26 protein-coding genes are annotated in these 24,024 nt (G+C 71.3%); 23 read left to right on the top strand and 3 right to left on the bottom strand.

What is annotated here, in order from left to right:
* Window positions 1–364: 364 nt before the first annotated feature.
* The 3 genes from ACFWYS_RS35605 to ACFWYS_RS35615 all read right to left on the bottom strand — a co-directional run bounded on the left by ACFWYS_RS35605 (window position 365) and on the right by ACFWYS_RS35615 (window position 3,788).
* A complete protein-coding gene (locus ACFWYS_RS35605) occupies window positions 365–1,822 on the bottom strand; it encodes a catalase (protein WP_384777986.1) in 1,458 nt (485 codons plus the stop codon).
* Window positions 1,823–2,021: 199 nt separating this feature from the next.
* Window positions 2,022–2,939, bottom strand: a complete 918-nt coding sequence (locus ACFWYS_RS35610) for a 2-hydroxy-3-oxopropionate reductase (protein ID WP_384777989.1) — start codon at window positions 2,937–2,939, stop codon at window positions 2,022–2,024.
* Between the two features lie 27 nt (window positions 2,940–2,966).
* Window positions 2,967–3,788 carry a TIM barrel protein gene (locus ACFWYS_RS35615; protein ID WP_384777993.1) on the bottom strand — a complete coding sequence of 274 codons (822 nt, stop codon included), beginning with the start codon at window positions 3,786–3,788 and terminating at the stop codon, window positions 2,967–2,969.
* 219 nt (window positions 3,789–4,007) lie between these two features.
* Here ACFWYS_RS35615 and ACFWYS_RS35620 point away from each other — a divergent pair, with 219 nt between their 5' ends.
* The 23 genes from ACFWYS_RS35620 to ACFWYS_RS35730 all read left to right on the top strand — a co-directional run bounded on the left by ACFWYS_RS35620 (window position 4,008) and on the right by ACFWYS_RS35730 (window position 23,808).
* Window positions 4,008–4,253, top strand: a complete 246-nt coding sequence (locus ACFWYS_RS35620) for a DUF6400 family protein (protein ID WP_384777996.1) — start codon at window positions 4,008–4,010, stop codon at window positions 4,251–4,253.
* Window positions 4,240–4,488, top strand: a complete 249-nt coding sequence (locus ACFWYS_RS35625) for a hypothetical protein (RefSeq protein WP_384777999.1) — start codon at window positions 4,240–4,242, stop codon at window positions 4,486–4,488. The genes ACFWYS_RS35620 and ACFWYS_RS35625 overlap by 14 nt, the downstream gene beginning before the upstream one ends.
* A gap of 131 nt (window positions 4,489–4,619) precedes the next feature.
* Entirely contained in the window at window positions 4,620–6,368 is a 1,749-nt protein-coding gene (locus tag ACFWYS_RS35630) for an enoyl-CoA hydratase-related protein (protein ID WP_384778002.1), read from the top strand.
* Between the two features lie 138 nt (window positions 6,369–6,506).
* Entirely contained in the window at window positions 6,507–7,595 is a 1,089-nt protein-coding gene (locus ACFWYS_RS35635; RefSeq protein WP_384778004.1) for a hydrogenase expression protein HypE, read from the top strand.
* A 91-nt stretch (window positions 7,596–7,686) separates the two neighbouring features.
* Window positions 7,687–9,471 carry a nickel-dependent hydrogenase large subunit gene (locus tag ACFWYS_RS35640; protein ID WP_384778007.1) on the top strand — a complete coding sequence of 595 codons (1,785 nt, stop codon included), beginning with the start codon at window positions 7,687–7,689 and terminating at the stop codon, window positions 9,469–9,471.
* Window positions 9,468–9,992 carry a hypothetical protein gene (locus ACFWYS_RS35645; protein ID WP_384778010.1) on the top strand — a complete coding sequence of 175 codons (525 nt, stop codon included), beginning with the start codon at window positions 9,468–9,470 and terminating at the stop codon, window positions 9,990–9,992. The genes ACFWYS_RS35640 and ACFWYS_RS35645 overlap by 4 nt, the downstream gene beginning before the upstream one ends.
* The gene (locus ACFWYS_RS35650) at window positions 9,989–10,690 is read left to right on the top strand and encodes a DUF5947 family protein (protein ID WP_384778013.1); all 702 of its coding nucleotides are present in this window, start codon (window positions 9,989–9,991) and stop codon (window positions 10,688–10,690) included. The genes ACFWYS_RS35645 and ACFWYS_RS35650 overlap by 4 nt, the downstream gene beginning before the upstream one ends.
* A complete protein-coding gene (locus ACFWYS_RS35655; protein ID WP_384778016.1) occupies window positions 10,687–11,379 on the top strand; it encodes a DUF6084 family protein in 693 nt (230 codons plus the stop codon). The genes ACFWYS_RS35650 and ACFWYS_RS35655 overlap by 4 nt, the downstream gene beginning before the upstream one ends.
* On the top strand, window positions 11,376–12,812 hold the full coding sequence (locus ACFWYS_RS35660; RefSeq protein WP_384778019.1) for a hypothetical protein: 1,437 nt from the start codon (window positions 11,376–11,378) through the stop codon (window positions 12,810–12,812). The genes ACFWYS_RS35655 and ACFWYS_RS35660 overlap by 4 nt, the downstream gene beginning before the upstream one ends.
* The gene (locus ACFWYS_RS35665; RefSeq protein ID WP_384778022.1) at window positions 12,809–13,336 is read left to right on the top strand and encodes a hydrogenase maturation protease; all 528 of its coding nucleotides are present in this window, start codon (window positions 12,809–12,811) and stop codon (window positions 13,334–13,336) included. The genes ACFWYS_RS35660 and ACFWYS_RS35665 overlap by 4 nt, the downstream gene beginning before the upstream one ends.
* Before the next feature lie 11 nt (window positions 13,337–13,347).
* Window positions 13,348–13,461 carry a DUF6893 family small protein gene (locus tag ACFWYS_RS35670; protein ID WP_384778025.1) on the top strand — a complete coding sequence of 38 codons (114 nt, stop codon included), beginning with the start codon at window positions 13,348–13,350 and terminating at the stop codon, window positions 13,459–13,461.
* 121 nt (window positions 13,462–13,582) lie between these two features.
* Window positions 13,583–13,972, top strand: a complete 390-nt coding sequence (gene hypA, locus ACFWYS_RS35675) for a hydrogenase maturation nickel metallochaperone HypA (RefSeq protein WP_384778028.1) — start codon at window positions 13,583–13,585, stop codon at window positions 13,970–13,972.
* A gap of 3 nt (window positions 13,973–13,975) precedes the next feature.
* Window positions 13,976–14,770, top strand: coding sequence for a hydrogenase nickel incorporation protein HypB (gene hypB, locus ACFWYS_RS35680; protein ID WP_384778031.1), 795 nt, complete (start codon window positions 13,976–13,978; stop codon window positions 14,768–14,770).
* The gene (hypF, locus tag ACFWYS_RS35685; protein WP_384778034.1) at window positions 14,767–17,121 is read left to right on the top strand and encodes a carbamoyltransferase HypF; all 2,355 of its coding nucleotides are present in this window, start codon (window positions 14,767–14,769) and stop codon (window positions 17,119–17,121) included. The genes hypB and hypF overlap by 4 nt, the downstream gene beginning before the upstream one ends.
* 28 nt (window positions 17,122–17,149) lie before the next feature.
* Window positions 17,150–17,455 (top strand): HypC/HybG/HupF family hydrogenase formation chaperone, encoded by a 306-nt coding sequence (locus ACFWYS_RS35690; protein WP_384778037.1) that lies wholly within the window; start codon window positions 17,150–17,152, stop codon window positions 17,453–17,455.
* Complete coding sequence (hypD, locus tag ACFWYS_RS35695) at window positions 17,452–18,579, top strand: hydrogenase formation protein HypD (protein ID WP_384778040.1); 1,128 nt, start codon at window positions 17,452–17,454, stop codon at window positions 18,577–18,579. Before ACFWYS_RS35690 ends, hypD begins: the two co-directional genes overlap by 4 nt.
* Entirely contained in the window at window positions 18,572–19,627 is a 1,056-nt protein-coding gene (hypE, locus tag ACFWYS_RS35700) for a hydrogenase expression/formation protein HypE (RefSeq protein ID WP_384778043.1), read from the top strand. Before hypD ends, hypE begins: the two co-directional genes overlap by 8 nt.
* 80 nt (window positions 19,628–19,707) lie before the next feature.
* Window positions 19,708–19,959, top strand: a complete 252-nt coding sequence (locus tag ACFWYS_RS35705) for a hypothetical protein (protein WP_384778045.1) — start codon at window positions 19,708–19,710, stop codon at window positions 19,957–19,959.
* Window positions 19,956–20,324, top strand: a complete 369-nt coding sequence (locus tag ACFWYS_RS35710) for a helix-turn-helix domain-containing protein (protein WP_384778048.1) — start codon at window positions 19,956–19,958, stop codon at window positions 20,322–20,324. The genes ACFWYS_RS35705 and ACFWYS_RS35710 overlap by 4 nt, the downstream gene beginning before the upstream one ends.
* Before the next feature lie 159 nt (window positions 20,325–20,483).
* Window positions 20,484–20,996 carry a 2-oxo-4-hydroxy-4-carboxy-5-ureidoimidazoline decarboxylase gene (gene uraD / locus ACFWYS_RS35715; RefSeq protein WP_384778051.1) on the top strand — a complete coding sequence of 171 codons (513 nt, stop codon included), beginning with the start codon at window positions 20,484–20,486 and terminating at the stop codon, window positions 20,994–20,996.
* Window positions 20,997–21,000: 4 nt separating this feature from the next.
* Entirely contained in the window at window positions 21,001–21,393 is a 393-nt protein-coding gene (uraH, locus tag ACFWYS_RS35720; protein ID WP_384778054.1) for a hydroxyisourate hydrolase, read from the top strand.
* Window positions 21,394–21,398: 5 nt separating this feature from the next.
* Entirely contained in the window at window positions 21,399–22,322 is a 924-nt protein-coding gene (gene pucL, locus ACFWYS_RS35725) for a factor-independent urate hydroxylase (RefSeq protein WP_384778057.1), read from the top strand.
* 109 nt (window positions 22,323–22,431) lie between these two features.
* Window positions 22,432–23,808: an 8-oxoguanine deaminase gene (locus ACFWYS_RS35730; RefSeq protein WP_384778060.1), complete on the top strand. Its 1,377-nt coding sequence runs from the start codon at window positions 22,432–22,434 to the stop codon at window positions 23,806–23,808.
* The last annotated feature ends 216 nt before the right edge of the window (window positions 23,809–24,024 follow it).

Raw genomic sequence — 24,024 nt, forward strand, 5'->3', positions numbered from 1 at the left:
ACCCCGCCCTGCGCGGGCGGCCGGCCCGCCCCCCCCCCCGCCCTCTCCTCGGCCGGTGAGGTATTCGGTTGTGGCCGTCCGGCGGTGCGAGGCTGGGCGCGACAGGACATTCGCGCCGCCGGACGGGGTCTGGGGGGAGGGTTTGGGACCGCGGCGGCTGCGATGGAACCGGGGGCTCCTTCCCTCAGGTCGAGAAGGAGGCCGGGACCTTTACCACCGCACTGGCTCGCACACCGCCGCGGTCCTCGTGTTGCCCGTGCCCTTGCCGAGCGACCACCCCTCATCCGGGTCGGCCGGCCATGGAGCCCGGGCGGTGCGTCCTGAATCCGACCTCCCGTCAGAATCAGGGCGCAGCCTGGGGGGTTCAGTCCTCGCGCAGGGCGCGGACCGCCTCCTCCACGCGCTTGCCGTACTCGGGGTCGGCGGCGTGGAAGTGGGCCAGGTTCTTCTCGATCACGTCGTCGCGGGAGACCTGGGACAGGCCACCGGCGATGTTCGCGATCAGACGGGACTTCTCCTCGGCGGACATCAGCCGGTACAGCTCGCCGGCCTGGAAGAAGTGGTCGTCCTTGGTGTGGAGCGGGGCCTCGTGGGTGCCCGTGTGGCCGGTCACCGCCAGCGGGGCCGACAGCGGGCGGCCGGTCTCCACCGGGCCGTCGTAGGAGTTCGGCTCGTAGTTCTTCGCGCCGCGGCCCTGGGAGTTGGTCGCCATGAAGCCGTCACGGCCGTAGTTCTGCGCGCTCGTCGCCTTCGGCGCGTTCACCGCGAGCTGGGTGTGGTTGACGCCCAGGCGGTAGCGGTGCGCGTCCGCGTAGGCGAACAGGCGGCCCTGGAGCATCTTGTCCGGGGAAGGACCGATGCCCGGCACGAAGTTGTTCGGGGAGAACGCGGCCTGCTCGACCTCGGCGAAGACGTTGTCCGGGTTGCGGTCCAGGACCAGGCGGCCCACCCGCTGCAGCGGGTAGTCCTTGTGCGGCCAGACCTTGGTGAGGTCGAACGGGTTGAAGCGGTAGTCGGCAGCCTCGGCCGCCGGCATGAGCTGGACGTAGAGGGTCCAGGACGGGTGCACGCCCCGCTCGATGGCCTGGAGCAGGTCCGTCTGGTGGGAGTTGGGGTCCTTGCCCGCGAGCTCGGCGCCCTGCTCGGCGCTCAGGCAGCGGATGCCCTGGTTGGTCTTGAAGTGGTACTTGACGAAGAAGGCCTCGCCGTCGTTGTTCGTCCACTGGTAGGTGTGCGAGCCGTAGCCGTTCATGTGGCGGTACGACGCCGGGATGCCGCGGTCGCCCATCAGCCAGGTCACCTGGTGCGTGGCCTCGGGGGCGTGCGCCCAGAAGTCCCAGACGTTGTCCGGCTCCTGCTTGCCGGTGAACGGGTCGCGCTTCTGCGAGTGGATGAAGTCGGGGAACTTGATCGGGTCCTTGATGAAGAACACCGGGGTGTTGTTCCCGACGAGGTCGTAATTGCCCTCGGCCGTATAGAACTTGAGGGCGAAGCCGCGCGGGTCGCGGACCGCGTCCGCGCCGCCGAGGCTGTCGGCGACCGTCGAGAAGCGCAGGAACACCTCGGTCCGCTTGCCCACCTCGCTCAGGAAGTCGGCGTGGGTGAAGCCGGTGACGTCGTCGGTCACCTCGAAGTGGCCGTACGCGCCGGAGCCCCGGGCGTGCACCACGCGCTCCGGGATGCGCTCGCGGTTGAAGCGCGCCAGCTTCTCCAGCAGATGCTGGTCCTGGAGGAGGAGCGGGCCGCCGACGCCGGCGGACGCTGAGTTCTGGTTGTCGGCGACCGGGGCGCCGGCCTCGGTCGTGAGCACGCGCTTCGACATCGGGGACCTTCCGTGCGGTGGCACTTCCGTGCTGGTGGCAGCGGAAAACTATTTCCGCTTGGTGGAGCCTAGAAGTGAGGGAATCTGTGCGTCAACAGTTTGTTGAAGTTGTTTGCAGCGGTCGATTCCGGGCGGCGCCCCGCCTGGGCGCGACAGGACAGGTGTCAGCGAGGCGCCGCCCGGAAGTCTCGGGGGTGGATCAGACCTGGGCGCCGGACAGGCGCTCCACGGCCCGCAGCAGGGCCGAGTGGTCCAGGCCGCCGTCGCCCTGCGCGCGCAGGGCCGCGACCAGCTGGGCGACCACGGCGCCGACGGGCAGGGCCGCGCCGACGTTGCGGGCGGCGTCCGTGACGATGCCCATGTCCTTGTGGTGCAGGTCGATCCGGAAGCCCGGCTTGAAGTCGCGGTTCAGGAAGTTGTCCTTCTTCCGCGTCAGCACGGTGGAGCCCGCCAGACCGCCGTTGAGGACGTCCAGGGCGGCCTGCAGGTTCACGCCGGACTTCTCCAGGAAGACCACGGCCTCGGCGCACGCCTGGATGTTCACGGCGACGATCAGCTGGTTGGCCGCCTTCACGGTCTGACCCGAGCCGTGCGGACCGCACAGCACGATGGTCTTGCCGAGCGCGTCGAAGAGCGGCTTCGCCTCGTCGAAGTCGGCCTGCTCGCCGCCGACCATGATCGACAGTACGGCCTCGATGGCGCCGGCCTCACCGCCGGACACCGGGGCGTCCAGCACGCGGATGCCCTTGCCCTGCGCCGCCTTGGCCAGATCGACCGAGGTCTGCGGGGTGATCGAGGACATGTCGATCAGCAGGGCGCCGGACCTGGCGTTCTCCAGGATGCCGTCGGGGCCGTAGGAGATGGCCTCGACCTGCGGGGACGCCGGGACCATCGTGATGACGACATCGGCGTCCCGCACGGCCTCGGCGATCGAGGCGGCGGCCGTGCCGCCGGCCGCGGTGAGACGGTCCAGCTTGTCCTGCTCCAGGGTGAAGCCGGTGACCTGGTAACCCGCCTTGATCAGGTTCTCGGACATGGGGGAGCCCATGATGCCGAGGCCGATCCACGCAATCGCCGGGCGGGTCGGGTGGGAGGAATCTGCAAGCGTGTTGGTCATGGTGTGGTGCCTTTCGGTAATTAGGGGTCAGCGGGGCAGCCAGTCGAAGGCCTCGGCGCTCGGGCGGTCGCCCGGCTTGTACTCAAGGCCGACCCAGCCGTCGTAACCCGCCTTCTTCAGCTGGTCGAGGAGGTCCGCGAGGGGCAGCGAGCCCGTGCCCGGGGCGCCGCGGCCCGGGTTGTCGGCGATCTGGACGTGGCCGGTCTTCGAGGCGTACTCCTCGATCACCGCGGGCAGGTCCTCGCCGTTCATGGACAGGTGGTACAGGTCCATGAGGAACTTCGCGTTGCCCAGCCCGGTCGCCTCGTTGACCTTGTCGACGATCCCGACCGCGGCCGGCGCGCTCACCAGCGGGTAGAGCGGCGACTCGGGCTTGTTCAGCGCTTCGACGAGGAGAATCGCGCCGATCCGGTCGGCGGCCCGGGCCGCGAGCACCAGGTTCTCCAGCGCCAGCGCGTCCTGCTCGGCCGGGTCCACGCCGTCCACGCGGTTGCCGTACAGGGCGTTGAGCGCCTTGCAGCCGAGCGAGGCCGCGAAGGTGGCGGCCACGTCGATGTTGGCGCGGAACCTCTCCGACTCCGCGCCCGGGATCGACAGGGCGCCGCGGTCGGGGCCGGGCAGCTGACCGGCGTAGAAGTTCAGGCCCGTGAGCTGGACGCCCGCGTCCTCGATCGCCTTCTTCAGGGCGTCGAGCTCGGACTGCTCGGGGGTGGGGGAGTCGACCCAGGGCCACCACAGCTCGACCGCGGTGAAGCCGGCCGCGGCGGCGGCCGCGGGGCGCTCCAGGAGCGGGAGTTCCGTGAAGAGGATCGACAGGTTGACGTTGAAGCGCTGCTCTGCAAATCCCATGAGGGTCGGCGCTCCCTTCCGTGTCGAGATTCCGTATTGCGGAAGTTCGTTTCTGCTTAATGGAAGATTGCCGTCGTGTGTCGTGCCTTGTCAAGAGGAGGACCCCGCAAAAACGCCGAACTCGGACCGTGAAGCCGGCCTCATCGCCACCGCTGACCTGCTGTGACTTCCCCCACCCGCCCTTGCCGCGGCCACGAAGGCTTACCTACGTTCGATCGCATGTCCTCCCACGGCTCCGCTCCGGTCGAGTTCACCGTCGACCTGAGCGCACACGAAATGCTCCGGCGGGCGCACGTCCTGGACGCCCTGGGCCCGGACTGGGACCCCGTCGCCGCGCTGCGCGGCGAGGAGGAGGCGTACGAGCTGCTGTACTCCGGGCTCGACGCGGAGCAGCAGCGCGTCCACGACGAACTGGTCGCGGCCGGTGTGCTCCCGCCGAGAGGGGGCGGACTTGCTGCCCCGTGACCCACAGGCCGACATCGGGCGCCGCGCCTGGGTGGCCTGCCCGAACTGCGACGACCGGCAGGGCTGCGGCGACTGCGAGCAGGACCGCACCTGCTCCGAGCACTGGCGCTACCTGCTCTCCACCACGGGCAGCCTGCTGCATCTGCAGTGCCGCTCGTGCACCCACGTCTGGACCCACGAGACGGGTTTTGGAGCCACCCGCTCCCTCTGGCAGCGCATGACCGGCTCGCGGTGAGGCCGGTCGGCGGATCGTCCGTCGCTTTCGGATGACCTCGCCGTCTGTCACCGAGTCCGGCACGTCGAACTGACCGAGGATCGCGGTCGGGCGGTCAGGGCCGGCTGCCGTTCGTCCGCCTGGAGGCAGCCGTGCAGATCCTGTTAGTGGCCAGCGCGTTCAACAGTCTCACCCAGCGTGTCCATGCGGAGCTGCGTGACCGCGGTCACCGGGTGGCGGTGGAACTCGCCCTGCCGGACGGCCCGACCGCAGGCTCCCTCGCGGACGCCGTACGGCGGCACCGACCGCAGCTCATCGTGGCGCCGATGCTGAAGACGGCGATCCCCGAAGAGGTGTGGGCGGCGCACCCCTGCCTCATCGTCCATCCCGGTCCGCTCGGCGACCGGGGGCCGTCCTCCCTGGACTGGGCGATCCACGAGGGCGCCGAGCGCTGGGGTGTCACGGTCCTGCAGGCCGACGCGGAGATGGACGCGGGCGACGTGTGGGCCTGGGTGCCGTGCCCGGTTCCCCCGGTGGCCAAGAGCGAGCTGTACCGGGGCGAGGTCGCCGACGCCGCGGTCGAGGCCGTGCTCCTCGCCGTGGAGCGCTTCGCGGGCGGCACGTACGTTCCCCGCAGGCAGGACGAGGCGGGCCTGGACGGCGTGCCGGTGCGCGTCCGGCCGTATCTCGACCAGGGCGTCCGGCGGATCGACTGGGCCGCGGACTCCACGGACACCGTCGTCCGCAGGCTGCGGGCGGCGGACTCGCAGCCCGGTGTGCTGGACGTGCTGCTCGGCGGTGAGTGGTATCTGCACGGCGGCCACCCCGAGAGCTCCCTGCGCGGCCGCCCGGGCGAGCTCCTGGCCACCCGGGCCGGGGCGATCTGCCGGGCCACGACGGACGGCGCCGTGTGGATCCCCGAACTGCGGCCCCGACGGCTGCCCGGGCGGCCGCCCACCTTCAAGCTCCCCGCGGTGAAAGCCCTGGGGGACCGGCTGCCGCCCCTGCCCGAGCACGCGCCGCCCCGGCTGCCCGACGCACGGGAGCGCACCTGGACGGACATCCGCTACCGGGAGGACGGGAACGTCGGCCTCCTGTCGTTCTCCTTCCCGGGCGGCGCCATGAGTACCGAGCAGTGCCGGCGCCTCCTGGACGCCTACCGGGAGGCGTGCACCCGCCCCACCTCGGTGCTGGTGCTGGGCGGACAGCGGGACTTCTTCTCCAACGGGATCCACCTGGGCGTCATCGAGGCCGCCGCCGACCCCGCCGCCGAGTCCTGGGCGAACATCAACGCCATCGACGACCTGGTCGAGGCCGTCCTCACCACCACGGACCGGCTCGTGATCTCGGCCGTCGCCGGAAACGCCGCGGCGGGCGGCGTCATGCTCGCCCTCGCGGCCGACGAGGTGTGGTGCCGCTCCGGGGCCGTACTCAACCCGCACTACCGGCTGATGGGGCTGTACGGCTCGGAGTACTGGACGTACACACTGCCCCGCAGGGTGGGCCCCGCCGTGGCCGAACGGCTCATGCGGGAGGCGCTGCCCGTCAGCTCGGCGAGCGCCCTGAGCCTCGGACTGGCCGACCGCGTGCTCGACTGCGGCCCCGGCGACTTCGCGGGGGAGGCCGGCGCCCTGGCGGCACGGCTGGCGTCACTCCCGGCGACGGCCTCCCGGATCGCCGCCAAGAAGACCGACCTGGACCGGCTGGAGGCCACGACGCCCCTCGCCGCCTTCCGTGAGCGGGAGCTGGCCCGCATGCGCCGCACCTTCGACGACCCCGACGCCCCGTACCACGCCCTGCGCCGCGCCTTCGTCCACAAGGAACGGCCCCGGTGTACGCCGCCACATCTCACGTCGTCCCCTCTCACGCCGCCGCACCTCACCGCGCCTCCGGTCGCTTAAACCGGCCCTCCCACCTCCGCCGCAGACGTCACCCGATCGGCCCACGGTCGTGTTTCACCCCGACCGAACGGCTGATACGAAGAATCCGAGGGCCCGATATGCGGGCCTTCATCCCTTACCTCCCCAGGAGGCGGTCCCATGACTGAGGCGACGCCGGACACGGTCGGCGCGGCGGACACCACAGGCGCGCCCGCCGAAGAGACACCCCCGATCCATATCCTCTGGATCAACGCGGGGCTGAGCTGCGACGGCGACTCGGTCGCGTTGACGGCGGCCATGCAGCCGAGCATCGAGGAGATCGTCCTCGGTGCCCTGCCGGGCCTGCCCAAGATCCAGGTGCACTGGCCGCTCATCGACTTCGAGTGCGGCCCGGTCGGCGGCGCGGACACGTTCATCGAGTGGTTCTTCAAGGGCGAGCGCGGCGAGATCGACCCGTTCGTGCTGGTCGTCGAGGGGTCCATCCCCAACGAGGCGATCAAGCCCGAGGGCTACTGGTGCGGCTTCGGCGACAACCCGGAGACCGGGCAGCCGATCACCACCAGCGAGTGGATCGACCGGCTCGCGCCCAAGGCCCTCGCCGTCGTCGCCATCGGCACCTGCGCCACCTACGGCGGCATCCACGCGATGGCCGGCAACCCCACCGGCGCCATGGGCGTCCCGGACTATCTCGGCTGGGACTGGACGTCCAAGGCGGGCATCCCCATCGTCTGCGTCCCCGGCTGCCCGATCCAGCCCGACAACTTCGCCGAGACCCTCACCTACCTGCTCTACCAGGCGACCGGCGCCGCCCCGATGATCCCGCTGGACGACAAGCTGCGCCCGACCTGGCTGTTCGGGGCCACCGTGCACGAGGGCTGCGACCGGGCCGGCTACTACGAGCAGGGTGAGTTCGCGGAGTCGTACGACTCCCCGAAGTGCCTGGTCAAGGTGGGCTGTTGGGGCCCGGTCGTGAAGTGCAACGTGCCCAAGCGCGGCTGGATGAACGGCATCGGCGGCTGCCCGAACGTCGGCGGCATCTGCATCGCCTGCACCATGCCCGGCTTCCCCGACAAGTTCATGCCGTTCATGGACGAACCGCCCGGCGCCAGGCTGTCCGTCTCGGGCAGTTCCGTCTACGGCTCCGTCATCCGCAGGCTGCGGCACATCACGAGCCGGACGGTGGACAAGGAGCCCAGGTGGCGCCGTACCGGAGAGAAGATCACCACCGGCTACCGGCCCCCCTGGTGATGCCCCGCCACTTCTGATCCGCCTGTGCTTCGTGCACCCCCGACACACCCCACCCGAACCTCCCGCGCAACGAAGGGCACGGCAAACGACGATGGCAGCGAAGACGAAGGCGGCCGGCGACGGCAGCGGCCTGGTGGAGATGTCCTGGGATCCGATCACCCGGATCGTGGGCAGCCTGGGCATCCACACGAAGATCGACTTCAAGCAGAAGCGGGTCGCCGAGTGCTACAGCACGTCGTCCGTCTTCCGCGGCTACAGCGTCTTCATGCGCGGCAAGGACCCCCGCGACGCCCACTTCATCACCAGCCGCATCTGCGGGATCTGCGGTGACAACCACGCCACCTGCTCGGTGTACGCGCAGAACATGGCGTACGGCGTGAAGCCCCCGCACCTCGGTGAGTGGATCATCAACCTCGGCGAGTCCGCGGAGTACATGTTCGACCACAACATCTTCCAGGAGAACCTGGTAGGGGTCGACTACTGCGAGAAGATGGTCAAGGAGACCAACCCCGGCGTCCTCGAACTCGCCGAGCGCACCGAGGCCCCGCACGCCGCCGAACACGGCTACCGCACCATCGCCGACATCATGCGCTCGCTGAACCCGCTGGAGGGCGAGTTCTACCGCGAGGCCCTCCAAGTGAGCCGCTACACACGGGAGATGTTCTGCCTGATGGAGGGGCGCCATGTGCACCCCTCCACGCTCTACCCGGGCGGCGTCGGCACGGTCGCCTCCGTACAGCTCTTCACGGACTACATGAGCCGCCTCATGCGGTACGTGGAGTTCATGAAGCGGGTCGTGCCCCTGCACGACGACCTGTTCGACTTCTTCTACGAGGCCCTCCCCGGCTACGAGGAGGTCGGCCGCCGCCGCGTCATGCTCGGCTGCTGGGGCGCGCTCAACGACCCCGAGTACTGCGACTTCACCTACGCCAACATGACCGACTGGGGACGGAAGATGTTCGTCACCCCGGGCATCGTCGTAGACGGCAAGCTGGTCACCAACGACCTCACCGAGATCAACCTCGGTATCCGCATCCTGCTCGGCAGCTCCTACTACGAGGACTGGGAGGGCCAGGAGCAGTTCGTCACCCAGGACCCGCTCGGCAACCCGGTCGACCCGCGCCACCCCTGGAACCAGCACACCATCCCCGCCCCGCAGAAGCGGAACTTCGACGACAAGTACAGCTGGGTGATGTCCCCGCGCTGGTTCGACGGCAAGGAGCACCTCGCCCTGGACACCGGCGGCGGCCCCATCGCCCGCCTGTGGTCCACCGCCCTGTCCGGACTGGTCGACATCGGGTACGTCAAGGCCACCGGCCACAGCGTCGTCATCAACCTGCCCCGCACCATGACCAAGCCGGAGACCACCTTCGAGTGGAAGATCCCGCAGTGGTCCAACGCGCTCGAACGCAACCGCGCGCGCACCTACTTCCAGGCGTACGCCGCCGCCGTCGCCCTGCACTGCGCCGAGAAGGGCCTGGAGGAGGTCCGCGCCGGACGCACCCAGACCTGGGAGAAGTTCGAGGTCCCGGACGAGAGCATCGGCTGCGGCTTCACCGAGGCCGTCCGCGGCGTCCTCTCCCACCACATGGTGATCCGCGACGGCAAGATCGCCAACTACCACCCGTACCCGCCCACCCCCTGGAACGCCAGCGTCCGCGACAGCTACGGCACCCCGGGCCCGTACGAGGACGCCGTACAGAACACCCCCATCTTCGAGGAGAACTCCCCGGAGAACTTCAAGGGCATCGACATCATGCGCGCCGTCCGCAGCTTCGACCCCTGTCTGCCCTGCGGCGTCCACATGTACGTCGGCGGCGGCAAGACCGTGAAGAGCCTGCATGTGCCCACCGGCCTGAGCGGACTGGGCGGATGAGCGCGACGACGACGGCGCGGCCGGTGACCGCGGAGGAGACCGGCCGCCGGATCGAGGAGGTGCTCGACCGGCTGACCGCGCTCGGCAACCCGGCCGCCGTCACCGCGGCCGAGGAACTCGTCCGGTCCCTCATGGACTTCTACGGCTCCGGACTGGCCCGCACCCTGCACCTGCTGTCGGCCGCGCCCGGCGAACCACTGCCACGGCTCCTCGGCGACGAACTCGTCGCGAGCCTGCTCGTCCTGCACGACCTGCACCCCGAGGACCGCGACACCCGGATCCGCCGGGCCCTCGACAGCGTGCGGGATCACGACCTGGACGTCGTGGCCTTCGACGAGGACAGCGGCACCCTGACGCTGCGCGCCGGCACGAGCGCCGGTTGCGGCTGTGGCTCCGGGGCGGGCGCGGGCGAGGCCGCCCGGGCGGCGCTGCTGTGCTTCGCACCGGAGGTCACGGCCGTCGAGGTCGAGCAGGCGCCGACCCTGCTGCAGATCGGTCCCGCGTCGACGGGGGCCCGGTGACCGGGGCCGCGGCCGGCCTGCGGAGGTTCCTCACCGAGCGTCCGTCGCAGCCCGAGCGGTGCGAGCTGTGCGCGGTCGTGGTGCCCGAGGGCCACCGCCACATGGTCGACGCCGAGAAGCGCGCCCTGGTCTGCGTCTGCCCCGCCTGCGCGGTGCTCATGGAGAAACCGGGCGCCGCGGGTCGCTTCCGCGCGGTACCGGCCCGCTATCTCACCGACCCCGACCACCGCCTCGACGCGCGGGCGTGGGACGCGCTGCGGATTCCGGTCGGTGTCGCCTTCTTCTTCCGCAACACCGCGCTCGATCGACTGGTCGCCCTGTATCCCAGTCCGGCCGGCGCGACCGAGAGCGAACTGGAACCGGCCGCCTTCGAGCAAGTCCTCGGGGGCAGTCGGCTCGCCGCGCTTCTGCAACCCGATGTGGAGGCGCTGTTGCTGCGGCGTGACGGTGACGCCTTTGAGTGCCATCTCGTGCCGATCGACATCTGCTACGAACTCGTCGGGCGGATGCGGATGTTGTGGCAGGGCTTCGATGGCGGGGCGGAGGCGCGGGGTGCGCTGGACGCGTTCTTCGCGCACGTCCGCAGTCGTTCGTCCGCTGCGCCGTCGAGGCTGGTCGCGCCCACGCTGCGGCAGCCGCAAATCAAGTACAGCCCCGCGCCCCTTCAGGGCGTTGCCGAACCGCGGGAGGGGGCGTGACCGAGTTCTCCTTCGCCTGCGTCGGCGTCCGTGCCGACCGGTACGCCGCCGGGCCCACCCTCGTCTTCCGGCTGCGCGTCACCGCCTCCGGTGACTCCCCCGTGCACGCCCTCGCGCTGCGCTGCCAGATCCGGATCGAACCCGCCCGCCGGGGCTACACCCCCGCCGAGGCCGACGGTCTGACCGACCTCTTCGGCGAGCGCTCCCGGTGGGGCAGCACGCTTCAGCCGGTGCAGTTCGCCCAGGTCCAGCTGATGGTGCCGAGCTTCACCGGCGAGACCGAGACCGACCTCGTCGTCCCCTGCACCTACGACATGGACATCGCCGCCAGCCGCTACCTCGACGCCCTCACCGACGGCGAGGTCCCGCTGCTGATGCTGTTCTCCGGTACGGCCTTCACCGGCGCCGGCGGTTTCCGCGTCGAGCCCGTGCCGTGGGACCGGGAGGCGTCGTACCGGATGCCGGTCGCCGCCTGGCGGGAGATGGTCGAGCAGCACTTCCCCGGCTGCGGCTGGATCCGGCTCCCGCGCGACACCATGGACGCCCTGCTCGCCTACCGCTCACGGCACGCCCTGCCCTCCTGGGAGGCGACGCTGAAGGCGCTGCTCGACACGGCCGCCCCGCCCGCACCCGAGGGCAACGACCCGCTGCGCGCACTCACCGCCACAATCGGAAGGACCGATCCGTGACCGTGACCGCGTTCGCCCCCGAGACCGAGGAGCGGCTCGCCCTCGCCCGGCAGGTGGCCGACGCCGTGCTCTTCGAGGGCTATGTGCTCTACCCGTACCGCGCCTCGGCCGCCAAGAACCGGCTGCGCTGGCAGTTCGGCGTGCTGGTGCCGCCCGCCTGGGGCGCCGAGCGCGAGGAGCACGACTTCCAGCACACCGAGTGCCTGATGGAGCCCAGAGCGGACGCGACCCTCTCGGTCGAGGTCCGCTTCCTGCACGCCCGGCGCCGCACCGTGCAACGCGCCCTGCCCGACGGCGACTTCGAGACCGTGGACGAACTCGGCCTGGACGACCGGGTGCTGGTGCCCTGGGACGAAGGCGCCGAGGAGCGCGTCGAGCTGGTCGTGCCGGTCGGGCAACTGCTCGGCGACGGCGTCGAGTTCCCCTTCCGCAAGGGCCCCGTCGAGGAGACCGAGCCGGTCCTGGACGCGGCGGGGCGGACCGTCGGCCGACTGGTCCGGCGCAGCGCCGAGGTCAGCGGCGTCGTACGGCTCTCCGCCCGCGAACTCGACGGGCCCTACCGGGTGTCACGGCTCACCGCCGTCATCGAGAACACCACCGACTGGACGCCCTCGGACGGCCACGCCGCCGACCGGGACGCGGCGCTGCCGCACTCCCTGGTCGCCACCCACCTCCTCATGGCCCTCGACGCAGGCTCCTTCCTGTCGATGACCGATCCCCCCGAGTGGGCCGAGGGTGCTGTCGCCGCCTGCCGCAATCTGCACACCTGGCCCGTGCTCGCCGGCGAACCCGGCCGCGCGGACCTGGTGCTGTCCTCGCCGATCATCCTGGAGGACCATCCGGCGATCGCCCCCGAGAGCCTGGGCGCCCTCTACGACGCCACCGAGATCGACGAGATCCTCGCCCTGCGCACCGCGGCCCTCACCGACGAGGAGAAACGCGAGGCCCGCGGCACCGACGCACGGGCCGCCGCGGTCATCGAGCTCGCGGACTCGATGCCGGCCGAGGTGCTGGAACGCCTGCACGGCGCGGTGCGCGGCCTGCGCGAGGTCACCGGGGAGCCGGGGGAGGCCCCGGGGCAGTCCGCCGGTTTCCCCGACGAGTTCGGGGTGCGGCGCCCCGACACCCCCTGGTGGGACCCGGCGAGCGACGCCGGCTTCGACCCCGAGCAGGACCGCGTCACGGTCGACGGCCGGTCGGTCGGCAAGGGCAGCCGCGTGGAACTGCGCCCCGGCCTGCGGCACACCGACGCCCAGGACCTGTTCCTCAAGGGCCGCACCGCGACCGTCGAGGCCGTCCTGCACGACGTCGACGGCACGGTGCACCTCGCGGTGACCGTCGACGGCGACCCCGGCGCCGACATCCGCCGCGAACAGGGCCGCTACCTGTACTTCCAGCCGGACGAAGTGGCACCCGCGGAGGATCCCCGATGACCCGGACGCTCGTGGCCGGCATCGGCAACATCTTCCTCGGCGACGACGGCTTCGGCGTGGAGACCGCGCGCCGGCTGGCCGAACGGCGGCAGCCCGCGCACATCGAGGTCGTGGACATCGGCGTACGCGGGGTGCACCTCGCCTACCAGCTGCTCGACGGCTACGACACCCTCGTCCTCGTCGACGCCACGGCACGCGGCGAGGCCCCGGGCACGCTGTACGTCATCGAGTACGACGGCCCCGGCGCCGGTGACACCGGCGATGCCGCGCCCGCGATCGACGGCCACCGCATGACCCCCGACACCGTCCTGGCGCTCCTCGACACCCTCTGCGCCGGCACGGTCGGCCAGCCCCCGGGGCGAGTTCTGATCGTCGGATGCGAACCGGCCTCGGTCGACGAGGGCATGGGGCTCAGCCCGCCGGTGTCCGACGCCGTTCCCCGGGCCGTTCGGCTGATCGAAGAGTTGTTGCAGGGCGGTGAGCCGGCTGTCGCACAGGCACCGGGCGCCGAGGCTTCGACATGAGGAGAGACGGGATGAAGAAGATCATCGCTGCCGGGGCGGCCGGTGCCGCCATGGCGGCTGCGGCCGCCGTCGCCGCACAGGTGCTGCCCGACCTCAGGCGCTACCTGCGGATCCGCCGGATGTGACCCCACAGCTCGGCGGTCTTGCGTCGAACGGCGTACCCGGCACCCCGGTCACGGCGTGCCGGGCCGTCGCTTCCGGGGCGTGTGTCTCTAATGAAGACCGGCCCCGGGAGGACGAGGACCCATGCACGAGATGTCCATCGCGCTGGCCGTGATCGACCAGGTGGAGACCGCCGCCGCACAGACACCGGACGCCGGCGCCGTGCGATCGGTACGGCTCAGGGTGGGCGAACTGGCCGGTGTCGTACCCGACTCGCTCGCCTTCTGCTTCGAACTCGCCTGCGCCGGAACCCTGCTGGAAGGCGCCGAACTGCTCACCGAGCCGGTGCCCGGCCGGGCCCGCTGCACGCCCTGCGCGCACGAATGGGCCGTCGGCATGCCGCCCCGGCTGAGCTGCCCCGAGTGCCGGGGCGCGGCCGTCGAGCTGATCTCGGGCCGGGAGCTGCAGATCGCCGAGGTGCGGTGGGAGGACCCGTACGCCGCCACCCGCGAACCGATCTCCGAGGAGTGCTGAACCATGTGCCGTGTCGTCGACCTGCAGCAGGCCGTGCTCGCGAAGAACGACGCGAGCGCCCACCTGCTGCGCGCCCACCTCGCGGCCCGGGGCACCACGGTCGTCAACCTGCTGTCCAGCCCCGGCAGCGGCAAGACCGCGCTGCTGGAACGCGAACTGCTGCTGGCCCGGCAGCGGTCCGTGCCCGTCGCCGCGCTCACCGCCGACCTCGCCACCGAGAACGACGCGACACGGCTCGCGCGTTCCGGTGTCCCGGTCAAGCAGGTGCTCACCGACGGGCTGTGCCATCTGGAGGCGGCGATGCTCGCCGGGCATCTGGAAGGCTGGCTGCCCGACGACACCCGGCTGCTGTTCGTGGAGAACGTCGGCAATCTGGTCTGCCCCGCCTCCTACGACCTGGGGGAGACCCTGAGGGTCGTCCTCGCCTCCGTCACCGAGGGCGAGGACAAGCCGCTCAAGTACCCCACCGCCTTCGGCCTGGCCCAGCTGGTCGTGGTCACCAAGGCCGACATCGCCGACGCGGTGGAGTTCGACGAGGACGCGTTCCGGGCGAACGTGGAGCGGGTCAACCCTGGGGTGGAGGTGGTGCTCACCTCGGCACGCCGGGAGCGGGGCGTCGGCACACTGCTCGACCGGGCGCTCGCCGCGGCGGAGGGCGCCCCTGCGCACACACCGGTCATGGCCCGCACGGCGGATGCCGGTCACACCCACACGCACACGGGCGCGGCACACGCCGGTCACCCCCACGCACACACGGCCGCAGCCGACGCCGTGGCCCCGGCCCCCACCCGCTCGTGAGCGCCCCGCCGCACTCTCCCACCGTCGCCGCGGACCCGCCGCACCGCCGACGGGTGGTCGTCCGGGGCGTGGTGCAGGGCGTGGGCTTCCGGCCGTACGTCTACGGGCTCGCCACCGAACTCGCCCTGGTCGGGCATGTGACCAACACGTCCGAGGGCGTCATCGCCGAGGTCGAGGGCAGCGCCTCGGCCGTGGCCCGGTTCTGCGACCGGCTCGCGCTCCAGGCGCCGCCGCTGGCCCAGGTGGAGTCCGTCGACCATCAGGAGCTGCCCGCCGCCGGGGGCGAGGCGTTCACCATCCTCGCCTCCCGCACCGGCGGCCCGGCCCGCACCCTGGTCTCCCCGGACACCGCCACCTGCGCCGACTGCCTCGCCGAACTGGCCGACCCGGCCGACCGGCGGCACCGCCACCCCTTCGTCAACTGCACCCACTGCGGGCCGCGGTTCACCATCGTCACCGGCGTCCCGTACGACCGGGCGAACACCACGATGGCCGGCTTCCCGATGTGCCCCGACTGCGCCCGCGAGTACGGCGACCCGGCCGACCGGCGCTTCCACGCCCAGCCGGTCGCCTGCCCGGCCTGCGGGCCCCGGCTGCGTCTGATCGTCCCGGGGTCCGAGAGCGCCGCCGGGGCTGACCCGGTCACCGAGGCCCGCGCCCTGCTCGCCCGCGGCGCGATCCTCGCCGTGAAGGGCCTCGGCGGCTACCACCTCGCCTGCGACGCCACCGACGAGGACGCGGTCGCCCTGCTACGGCACCGCAAGGCCCGCGGGAACAAGCCGTTCGCCGTCATGGTGAGAAGCGCCGGCGACATCGAGCACCTCGTCCGGCTGGGCCCCGAGGAGCGCGGCCTGCTCGAAGGCCCGGTCCGGCCCGTCGTACTCCTGCGACGACGCCCGGACCCGTCGTACGGCGCACCGCACCCCGTCGAGGCCGTCGCGCCCGGCAGCCCCGACCTCGGCGTGATACTGCCGTACACCCCCGTGCACCACCTTCTGCTCGGGCTTCCCGGTGACCCGGACGGCCCCCGGATGCTGGTCATGACCAGTGGAAACGTCTCCGGTGAGCCGATCGTCACCGACGACGTCGACGCCCTGGAGCGGCTCGCGCGGCTGGCCGACGCCTGGCTGACGCACGACCGGCCGATCCAGGTGCCCTGCGACGACTCCGTGGTCCGCGTCTGCGACGGGCGGCCGCTGATGATCCGGCGCTCCCGCGGCCACACCCCGCTGCCGGTCCCGCTCCCGCTGCCCGTCCGCCCCGCCCTCGCCGTCGGCGGCGACCTGAAGAACGCCTTCTGTCTCGGCGAGGGACGGCAGGCCTGGCTGTCGGCGCACATCGGCGACATGGACGACCTGGAGACGCAGCGCGCCTTCGAAGGCGCCGTGGAGCAGCTGGAGTCCATCACCGGGGTACGGCCGAAGAGCCTGGTGAGCGACCGGCATCCCGGTTACCGCTCCGCCGGATGGGCCGACCGGAACGCGGCCGGGCGGGCCGTCGTACGCGTCCAGCACCATCACGCCCACATCGCCGCCGTGATGGCCGAGCACGGCCTCGACGGCACCCGGCCGGTGATCGGCGTCGCCTTCGACGGCACCGGTCACGGTGACGACGGTGCCGTGTGGGGCGGGGAGTTCCTGCTCGCGGACTACGACGGCTTCCGACGGTTCGCGCACCTCGCGTACGTCCCGCTGCCCGGCGGCGACACGGCCGTGCGCAGGCCGTACCGGATGGCGCTGACCCAGCTGCGTGCGTCCTGCCTCACCTGGTCCGGCGACCTCGCCTGCACGGCCGCCTGTCCGCACGATGAACTGCGCCTGCTGGAGCGCCAGTTGGACCGCGACCTGAACTGCGTGCCCACGTCCAGCATGGGCCGGCTCTTCGACGCGGTGTCCTCGCTCGCCGGGGTCTGCCAGCTGGTCGGCTACGAGGCGCAGGCCGCCGTCGAGCTGGAGGCCGCCGCGCTGCGGGCGCCCGCCGACGACACGGTGGCGTACCCCTTCGAGCTGCGGGGCGACGACCCGGTGCGGGCCGACCCGGCGCCGCTCTTCACGGCGATCGTCGCCGACCTGCGGGCGGGCGCCGGACCGGCCCTGGTGGCGGCCCGCTTCCACCGCGCCGTCACCGCACTGGTGCACCGGCTGTGCGTCCGGGCGCGGCAGCGGCACGGGCTGGACACGGTGGCCCTGACGGGCGGCGTGTTCGCCAACACGCTGCTCTCCTCGGCCTGTTCGGCCGCCCTGCGCCAGGAGGGCTTCACCGTGCTGCGGCACCACCTGGTACCCCCCAACGACGGCGGCCTGGCGCTGGGCCAGCTGATGGTCGCCGCCCGGAAGACGACCGACGACTGAGCAACCCGAGACCCCACAGGAGAGGCCCATGTGCCTGGCGGTACCCGGCAGAGTGCTGGACATCGAGGAACGCGACGGCACCCGGATGGCCACCGTCGACTTCGGCGGCGTGGTCAAGGAGGTGTGCCTGGAGTATCTGCCGGACCTCCAGGTCGGCGAGTACGCCATCGTCCACGTGGGGTTCGCCCTGCAGCGGCTGGACGAGGAGTCGGCCAAGCAGACGCTGGAGCTCTTCGCCGAACTCGGCATGCTCCAGGAGGAGTTCGGCGACCCGTGGGAGATGGCGGCGGCGGAGGCGGGCGTCGACCCGCTGGAAGAGGTGAGCGGCCGGTGAAGTACATCGACGAGTTCCAGGACCCGGAGCTGGCCCGCCGGCTCCTCGACGACATCCGCGCCACGGTGACCAGGCCGTGGGCGCTGATGGAGGTGTGCGGCGGACAGACGCACAGCATCATCCGGCACGGTCTCGACCAACTCCTGCCGGACGAGGTCGAGTTGATCCACGGACCGGGCTGTCCGGTGTGCGTGACACCGCTGGAGGTCATCGACAAGGCGCTGGAGATCGCCTCCCGCCCCGATGTGATCTTCTGCTCCTTCGGCGACATGCTGCGGGTGCCCGGCACCGGCCGTGACCTGTTCCAGGTGCGCGGCGAGGGCGGTGACGTACGGGTGGTGTACTCACCGCTCGACGCCCTGCGGATCGCCCAGCAGAACCCGGACCGCGAGGTGGTGTTCTTCGGCATCGGCTTCGAGACGACCGCACCGCCCAACGCCATGACGGTCCATCAGGCCCAAAGGCACGGCGTCCGCAACTTCAGCATGCTGGTGTCCCACGTCCGGGTCCCGCCCGCCATCGAGGCGATCATGTCCTCGCCGAGCTGCCGGGTGCAGGGCTTCCTCGCGGCCGGGCATGTGTGCAGCGTGATGGGCATGGGGGAGTACCCGGAGCTGGCGGAGCGCTTCCGGGTGCCGATCGTGGTGACCGGCTTCGAGCCGCTGGACATCCTCGAAGGCGTACGCCGCACCGTGGGGCAGCTGGAGCGTGGCGAGCACACCGTCGACAACGCCTACGCCCGTGCCGTCCGCGCCGAGGGCAACCCGGCCGCGCGGGCCATGCTGGAGGACGTCTTCGAGGTCACCGACCGTGCCTGGCGGGGCATCGGGGTGATCCCCGGCAGTGGCTGGCGGCTGTCCCCGAAGTACCGCGAACACGACGCCGAGCACCGCTTCTCGGTCGAGGGGATCCGGACCGAGGAGCCCGCCGAGTGCCGAAGCGGAGAGGTCCTCCAAGGCCTGCTCAAGCCACACGAGTGCGCCGCCTTCGGCACCCTGTGCACCCCTCGTACACCGCTGGGCGCCACCATGGTCTCCAGCGAGGGCGCCTGCGCGGCGTACTACCTGTACCGGCGGCTGGACGTGCCCGCCGCCACCGCCCGGGAGGCGAGCCCCGTTGTCTGACCTCGATGTGACCTCCTGGACCTGCCCGGCGCCGCTGCGTGACCGCCCCCGCGTGGTCATGGGCCACGGCGGCGGCGGTGCCCTCTCCGCCGAGCTGGTCCAGCAGATCTTCGCCCCCGCCTACGGTGGCGAGGCCCTCGCGCAGATGGGTGACGCCGCCGTCCTCTCCCTGGGCGGAGCCCGGCTGGCCTTCTCCACGGACTCCTATGTCGTACGGCCGCTGTTCTTCCCCGGTGGCAGCATCGGCGACCTGGCGGTCAACGGCACGGTCAACGACCTCGCCATGAGCGGGGCCCGGCCCGCCTACCTCTCCTGCGGATTCATCCTGGAGGAGGGCGTCGAACTGGAGACGGTCACCCGGGTCGCCGAGGCGCTGGGCGCCGCCGCGCGCACCGCCGGGGTGGAGGTGGCGACCGGCGACACCAAGGTCGTGGAGGCCGGGCACGGCGACGGGATCTACCTCAACACGGCCGGCATCGGTGTCGTCCCGGCGGGCGTCGACCTGCGCCCGCAGCGGGTCGTCCCCGGTGACGTCGTGATCGTCAGCGGCGCCGTCGGCGTCCACGGGGTGGCGATCATGAGCGTGCGGGAGGGCCTGGAATTCGGCGTGGAGATCGAGAGCGACTGCGCGGCGCTCGTGGGCCTGGTCGACGCCATGCTCGCGGCCACCCCGGATCTGCACGTGCTGCGCGATCCCACCCGGGGCGGCCTCGCGGCCTCGCTCAACGAGATCGCGGCGGCTTCCGGCGCGGGGGTCGTCATCCGGGAACGCGACGTCCCCGTCCCGCCCGCCGTGGCCAACGCCTGCGCCATCCTCGGCCTGGACCCGATGTACATCGCCAACGAGGGCAAGCTGGTGGCCTTCGTCCCGCGCGAGCACGCCGACGCCGTCCTGGAGGCGATGCGGGCCCACCCGCTGGGCGCGGACTCCGCGATCATCGGCGAGGCCGTCGAGGCCCATCCCGGCATGGTCGTGGCCCGGACCGGGCTGGGCGGCACACGGGTGGTCGATCTTCCGCTCGGGGAGCAGCTGCCGCGGATCTGCTGACCGGGACCGGTCCGGGGTGCCGCTTCGGGCAGGTGGTGCGGGGGCTGCCCGAACAATCGCGCGCGCGTTAGGTTGAGCGCGTGCGATTGAGAGTGGAGTTCACTACCGAGCCCTTCGACCTCGACGAGGCACCCGCGCATGCGCTGGCCGCCCGCGAGGTCATCGAGGCGGCCGAGCTCGACGAGGTGGACGTCGGCCCGTTCGGCAACACGGCGGAGGGCGGTGCCGACGTCGTGCTCACCGCCGTGGACGCCCTGCTGCGCAAGAGCCTGGAGGCCGGCGCCACCCGGATCTCGCTCCAGGTCAACGTGGTCGGGGAGGGCGCGCAGTGACCGGCACCGGTGACGAGCCCTTCATCGCGGCCGTGAAGCCGCTGGTCGACGCCATGGGCGGCGAAATACTCCCGCCCGACGAGGCGAGCCCCGAGGATGTCGTGCTCTCCTGGGAGGGCACGGACGTCGTCGCCGTACGCCTGCCCCAGCTGGCGGACTCCCTGGACCACATCCTGGCCGCCATGGAACGCCGGAAGGGCAAGCCGCTGGCCGATCTGGACCGCAAGGCCAAGCAGGAGGTCGTACGGATCCTGGAGGCGCGCGGCGCCTTCTCCGTGCGGCATGGTGTGGAGACCGTCGCGAGCGCGCTCGGGGTGAGCCGCTTCACGGTCTACAACTATCTGAACCGGGAGAAGAACGCCTGAGGCGGACCTGTAGGGGGTTGGGTCCGGCCTGGGCCCGGGTTTCGGCCCGGGTTCGACACCGCGAATTTTCAACAAAGTGTTGACGTCTCGTCGTCGTAGGGCGTTAGCTATCGGCACGCCCGTTCAGCACGAAGGCCCTTCGCGGCCACGGAGGCTCCCGTGACGTCGAATTCCCCGCACCCGGGCCTGGCCCGGTTCAACGCCCTGGAGGAGCACGCGGCGCACGCCGCTCTCCACGAGGCGTGCGCCGCCACGGCCTGGGTGCAGCGGCTGCTCGCCGCCCGCCCCTACGCCACCGTCGGCGACCTCTACGCCACCAGCGACGCCGCCATGGCCGAGCTGACCGCCGAGGACCTCGCCGAGGCCATGGCCGGGCACCCGCCGATCGGCCGCCCCAAGCCGGGCGACCCGACGTCGGCCCGGGAGCAGCGCGGCATGGCCGGCGCCTCCGAGGAGCTCAAGGCGGAGATGCTCGAACTCAACCTGGCCTACCAGGACAAGTTCGGCCATGTCTTCCTGATCTGCGCGACCGGCCGGACCGGTGAGCAGATGCGCGACGCGGTCAAGGAGCGGATCGGCAACTCGCCGGAGCAGGAGCGGGAGATCGTCCGCACCGAGCTGGGCAAGATCAACCGTATCCGGCTCGCCCGCATCGTCGAAGAGGAAGCCTGACCCCATGAGCACCAGCACCACCGCTTCCGTGTCCACGCACATCCTGGACACCAGCGTCGGACGCCCCGCCGAGGGTGTCGCCGTCCAGCTCGCGGCCCGCAGTGGCCGGGATGCCGAATGGCAGGCACTCGGCGGCTCCGCGACCGACGCGGACGGGCGGTGCAAGGACCTCCCGGCGCTGCCGGAGGGGACCACCCACGTACGGCTCGACTTCGCGGTGGAGCCGTACTTCGAGAAGAAGCAAGCCGATGCGCAGCAGGACGCCCCCGCGAATCGGGACAGCGGTGCCGTGTTCTTCCCCGAGGTGGCGATCACCTTCGCCGTGAAGGCCGGGGAGCATTACCACGTACCGCTGCTGCTCAACCCGTTCGGCTACTCCGTTTACCGAGGGAGCTAGCAGACATGCCCACGATCCTGGGACAGAACCAGTACGGCAAGGCCGAGAACCGAGTCGTAAAGATCACGCGGGACGGCGCCACCCATCACATCAAGGACCTGAACGTCTCCGTCGCGCTCTCCGGCGACATGGACGAGGTCCACTACTCCGGCTCCAACGCCCACGTCCTGCCGACCGACACCACCAAGAACACGGTGTACGCGTTCGCCAAGGAGTACGGCATCGAGTCGGCCGAGCAGTTCGGCATCCATCTGGCCCGGCACTTCGTGACCAGCCAGGAGCCGATCAAGATCGCCCGGATCCGCATCGAGGAGTACGCCTGGGAGCGGATCGCGGCCTCCGACGCCAACTCCCAGTTCATCGGCGCCGACGAGGTCAAGCACTCCTTCGTCCGCAAGGGCCAGGAGACGCGGGTCACGCAGATCACCTACGACGGTGAGAAGTGGGAGGTCGTCTCCGGCCTCAAGGACCTCGTCGTGATGAACTCGACCAACTCCGAGTTCTGGGGCTACGTCAAGGACAAGTACACGACGCTCCAGGAGGCGTACGACCGCATCCTGGCCACCCAGGTCTCCGGCCGCTGGCGGTTCAACTGGACCGACGACGAGCAGCGGATGCCCAACTGGGAGAAGTCCTACGAGCAGACCAGGAAGCACATGCTCCAGGCCTTCGCCGAGACGTACTCGCTCTCGCTCCAGCAGACCCTGTACCAGATGGGTTCGCGGATCATCAACAACCGCAGCGAGATCGACGAGGTCCGCTTCTCGCTGCCGAACAAGCACCACTTCCTCGTCGACCTGGAGCCGTTCGGGCTGAAGAACGACAACGAGGTGTACTTCGCCGCCGACCGCCCCTACGGCCTGATCGAGGCCACCATTCTGCGGGACGGGTGCGAGCCGAAGATCCCCGTGGACCTCACCAACCTGTAGTAACTCCACATATCGGCACCCGCGGCCGGTGACGCCCCCGATCCGGCCGCGGTACTCAAATCTCCCGGGTCCTGCCGTGCCCTCTCCACAACAGCGCAAAGGACGAATCATGGCAGCAGCCCAGCGCATCGTCATCGAGAACTGTTCGATCGCGACGGTGGACGCGAACGACACCGAGTACGCCACGGGTCACATCGTCGTCGCGGACAACCGCATCGAGTCGCTCGGCGCGGGCAGGGCCCCCGAGGGCCTGGACAACGTCGTACGCCGCATCGACGCCACCGGGCACCTGGTCACCCCCGGCCTGATCAACACCCACCACCACTTCTACCAGTGGATCACCCGGGGCCTGGCCACCGACCACAACCTCTTCAACTGGCTCGTCGCCCTCTACCCGACCTGGGCGCGCATCGACGAGCCGATGGTCCGCTCCGCCGCGCAGGGCTCCCTGGCGATGATGGCCCGCGGCGGCGTCACCACCGCCATGGACCACCACTACGTCTACCCGCAGGGCTCCGGCGACCTGTCCGGCGCCATCATCGGCGCCGCCCGCGACATGGGCGTCCGCTTCACCCTCGCCCGCGGCTCCATGGACCGCAGCGAGAAGGACGGCGGGCTGCCGCCGGACTTCGCCGTCGAGACCCTGGAGGGTGCCCTCGCCGGGACCGAGGAGACGGTGAAGCAGCACCACGACTCCTCCTTCGACGCCATGACCCAGGTCGCCGTCGCCCCCTGCTCGCCGTTCTCCATCTCCACCGAACTCCTCAAGCAGGGCGCCGAGCTCGCCCGCCGCCTCGGCGTGCGCATGCACACCCACGGCTCGGAGACCGTGGAGGAGGAGAAGTTCTGCCACGAGCTGTTCGGCATGGGCCCGACCGACTACTTCGAGTCCACCGGCTGGCTCGGCGAGGACGTGTGGATGGCGCACTGCGTCCACATGAACGACTCCGACATCGCCGCCTTCGCCCGCACGAAGACCGGCGTCGCCCACTGCCCGTCCTCCAACGCCCGCCTCGCCGCCGGCATCGCCCGCGTCCCCGACATGCTCGCCGCCGGCGTCCCGGTCGGCCTCGGCGTCGACGGCACCGCGTCCAACGAGTCCGGCGAACTGCACACCGAACTGCGCAACGCCCTGCTGATCAACCGCCTCGGCGCCCACCGCGAGGCCGCCCTGAACGCCCGCCAGGCGCTGCGCCTCGGCACGTTCGGCGGCGCCCAGGTGCTCGGCCGGGCCGCCGAGATCGGCTCGCTGGAGCCCGGCAAGCTCGCCGACCTGGTGCTCTGGAAGCTGGACACCCTCGCCCACGCCTCCATCGCCGACCCGGTGACCGCGCTGGTCTTCGGCGCGGCGGCCCCGGTCACCGCGTCCTTCGTGAACGGCCGGCAGATCGTCGAGGACGGGCGGCTGCTCACGGCCGACGAGGACGCGATCGCCCGCTCGACACGCGAGCAGGCGCAGCGGCTGGCGCGGATCGCCGCACAGTAACTTCCCGTTGCTGTACGGCACTTGATCTCCGGCCGGGAGGGACGGCTCCCGGCCGGCAGCCGTGGACCCGAGCGGGGTCCATGGCGGCCGTCTCCGGGGGGCCGGTTTGTGAAACCCCCCCCCCGAACGGGCCCCGGGCCCCCCCCCCCCCCCCCCCCCCCCCCCCCCCCCCCCCCCCCCCCCCCCCCAAAAACCCCCCAAAACACCCCCGTGTTA

Origin of the sequence: Streptomyces sp. NPDC059010, from assembly GCF_042740355.1 — a bacterium.
In the GTDB taxonomy this organism is placed as follows: Bacteria; Actinomycetota; Actinomycetes; order Streptomycetales; family Streptomycetaceae; genus Streptomyces.

Excerpts from the sequence above, each read along its gene's own strand:
- ACFWYS_RS35605 (WP_384777986.1), bottom strand. The coding sequence starts at position 1,822 with ATGTCGAAGCGCGTGCTCACGACCGAGGCCGGCGCCCCGGTCGCCGAC.
- ACFWYS_RS35610 (WP_384777989.1), bottom strand. The coding sequence starts at position 2,939 with ATGACCAACACGCTTGCAGATTCCTCCCACCCGACCCGCCCGGCGATT.
- ACFWYS_RS35615 (WP_384777993.1), bottom strand. The coding sequence starts at position 3,788 with ATGGGATTTGCAGAGCAGCGCTTCAACGTCAACCTGTCGATCCTCTTC.
- ACFWYS_RS35620 (WP_384777996.1), top strand. The coding sequence starts at position 4,008 with ATGTCCTCCCACGGCTCCGCTCCGGTCGAGTTCACCGTCGACCTGAGC.
- ACFWYS_RS35635 (WP_384778004.1), top strand. The coding sequence starts at position 6,507 with ATGACTGAGGCGACGCCGGACACGGTCGGCGCGGCGGACACCACAGGC.
- ACFWYS_RS35640 (WP_384778007.1), top strand. The coding sequence starts at position 7,687 with ATGGCAGCGAAGACGAAGGCGGCCGGCGACGGCAGCGGCCTGGTGGAG.
- ACFWYS_RS35645 (WP_384778010.1), top strand. The coding sequence starts at position 9,468 with ATGAGCGCGACGACGACGGCGCGGCCGGTGACCGCGGAGGAGACCGGC.
- ACFWYS_RS35665 (WP_384778022.1), top strand. The coding sequence starts at position 12,809 with ATGACCCGGACGCTCGTGGCCGGCATCGGCAACATCTTCCTCGGCGAC.
- ACFWYS_RS35670 (WP_384778025.1), top strand. The coding sequence starts at position 13,348 with ATGAAGAAGATCATCGCTGCCGGGGCGGCCGGTGCCGCCATGGCGGCT.
- hypA (WP_384778028.1), top strand. The coding sequence starts at position 13,583 with ATGCACGAGATGTCCATCGCGCTGGCCGTGATCGACCAGGTGGAGACC.
- hypB (WP_384778031.1), top strand. The coding sequence starts at position 13,976 with ATGTGCCGTGTCGTCGACCTGCAGCAGGCCGTGCTCGCGAAGAACGAC.
- ACFWYS_RS35690 (WP_384778037.1), top strand. The coding sequence starts at position 17,150 with ATGTGCCTGGCGGTACCCGGCAGAGTGCTGGACATCGAGGAACGCGAC.
- uraH (WP_384778054.1), top strand. The coding sequence starts at position 21,001 with ATGAGCACCAGCACCACCGCTTCCGTGTCCACGCACATCCTGGACACC.
- pucL (WP_384778057.1), top strand. The coding sequence starts at position 21,399 with ATGCCCACGATCCTGGGACAGAACCAGTACGGCAAGGCCGAGAACCGA.
- ACFWYS_RS35730 (WP_384778060.1), top strand. The coding sequence starts at position 22,432 with ATGGCAGCAGCCCAGCGCATCGTCATCGAGAACTGTTCGATCGCGACG.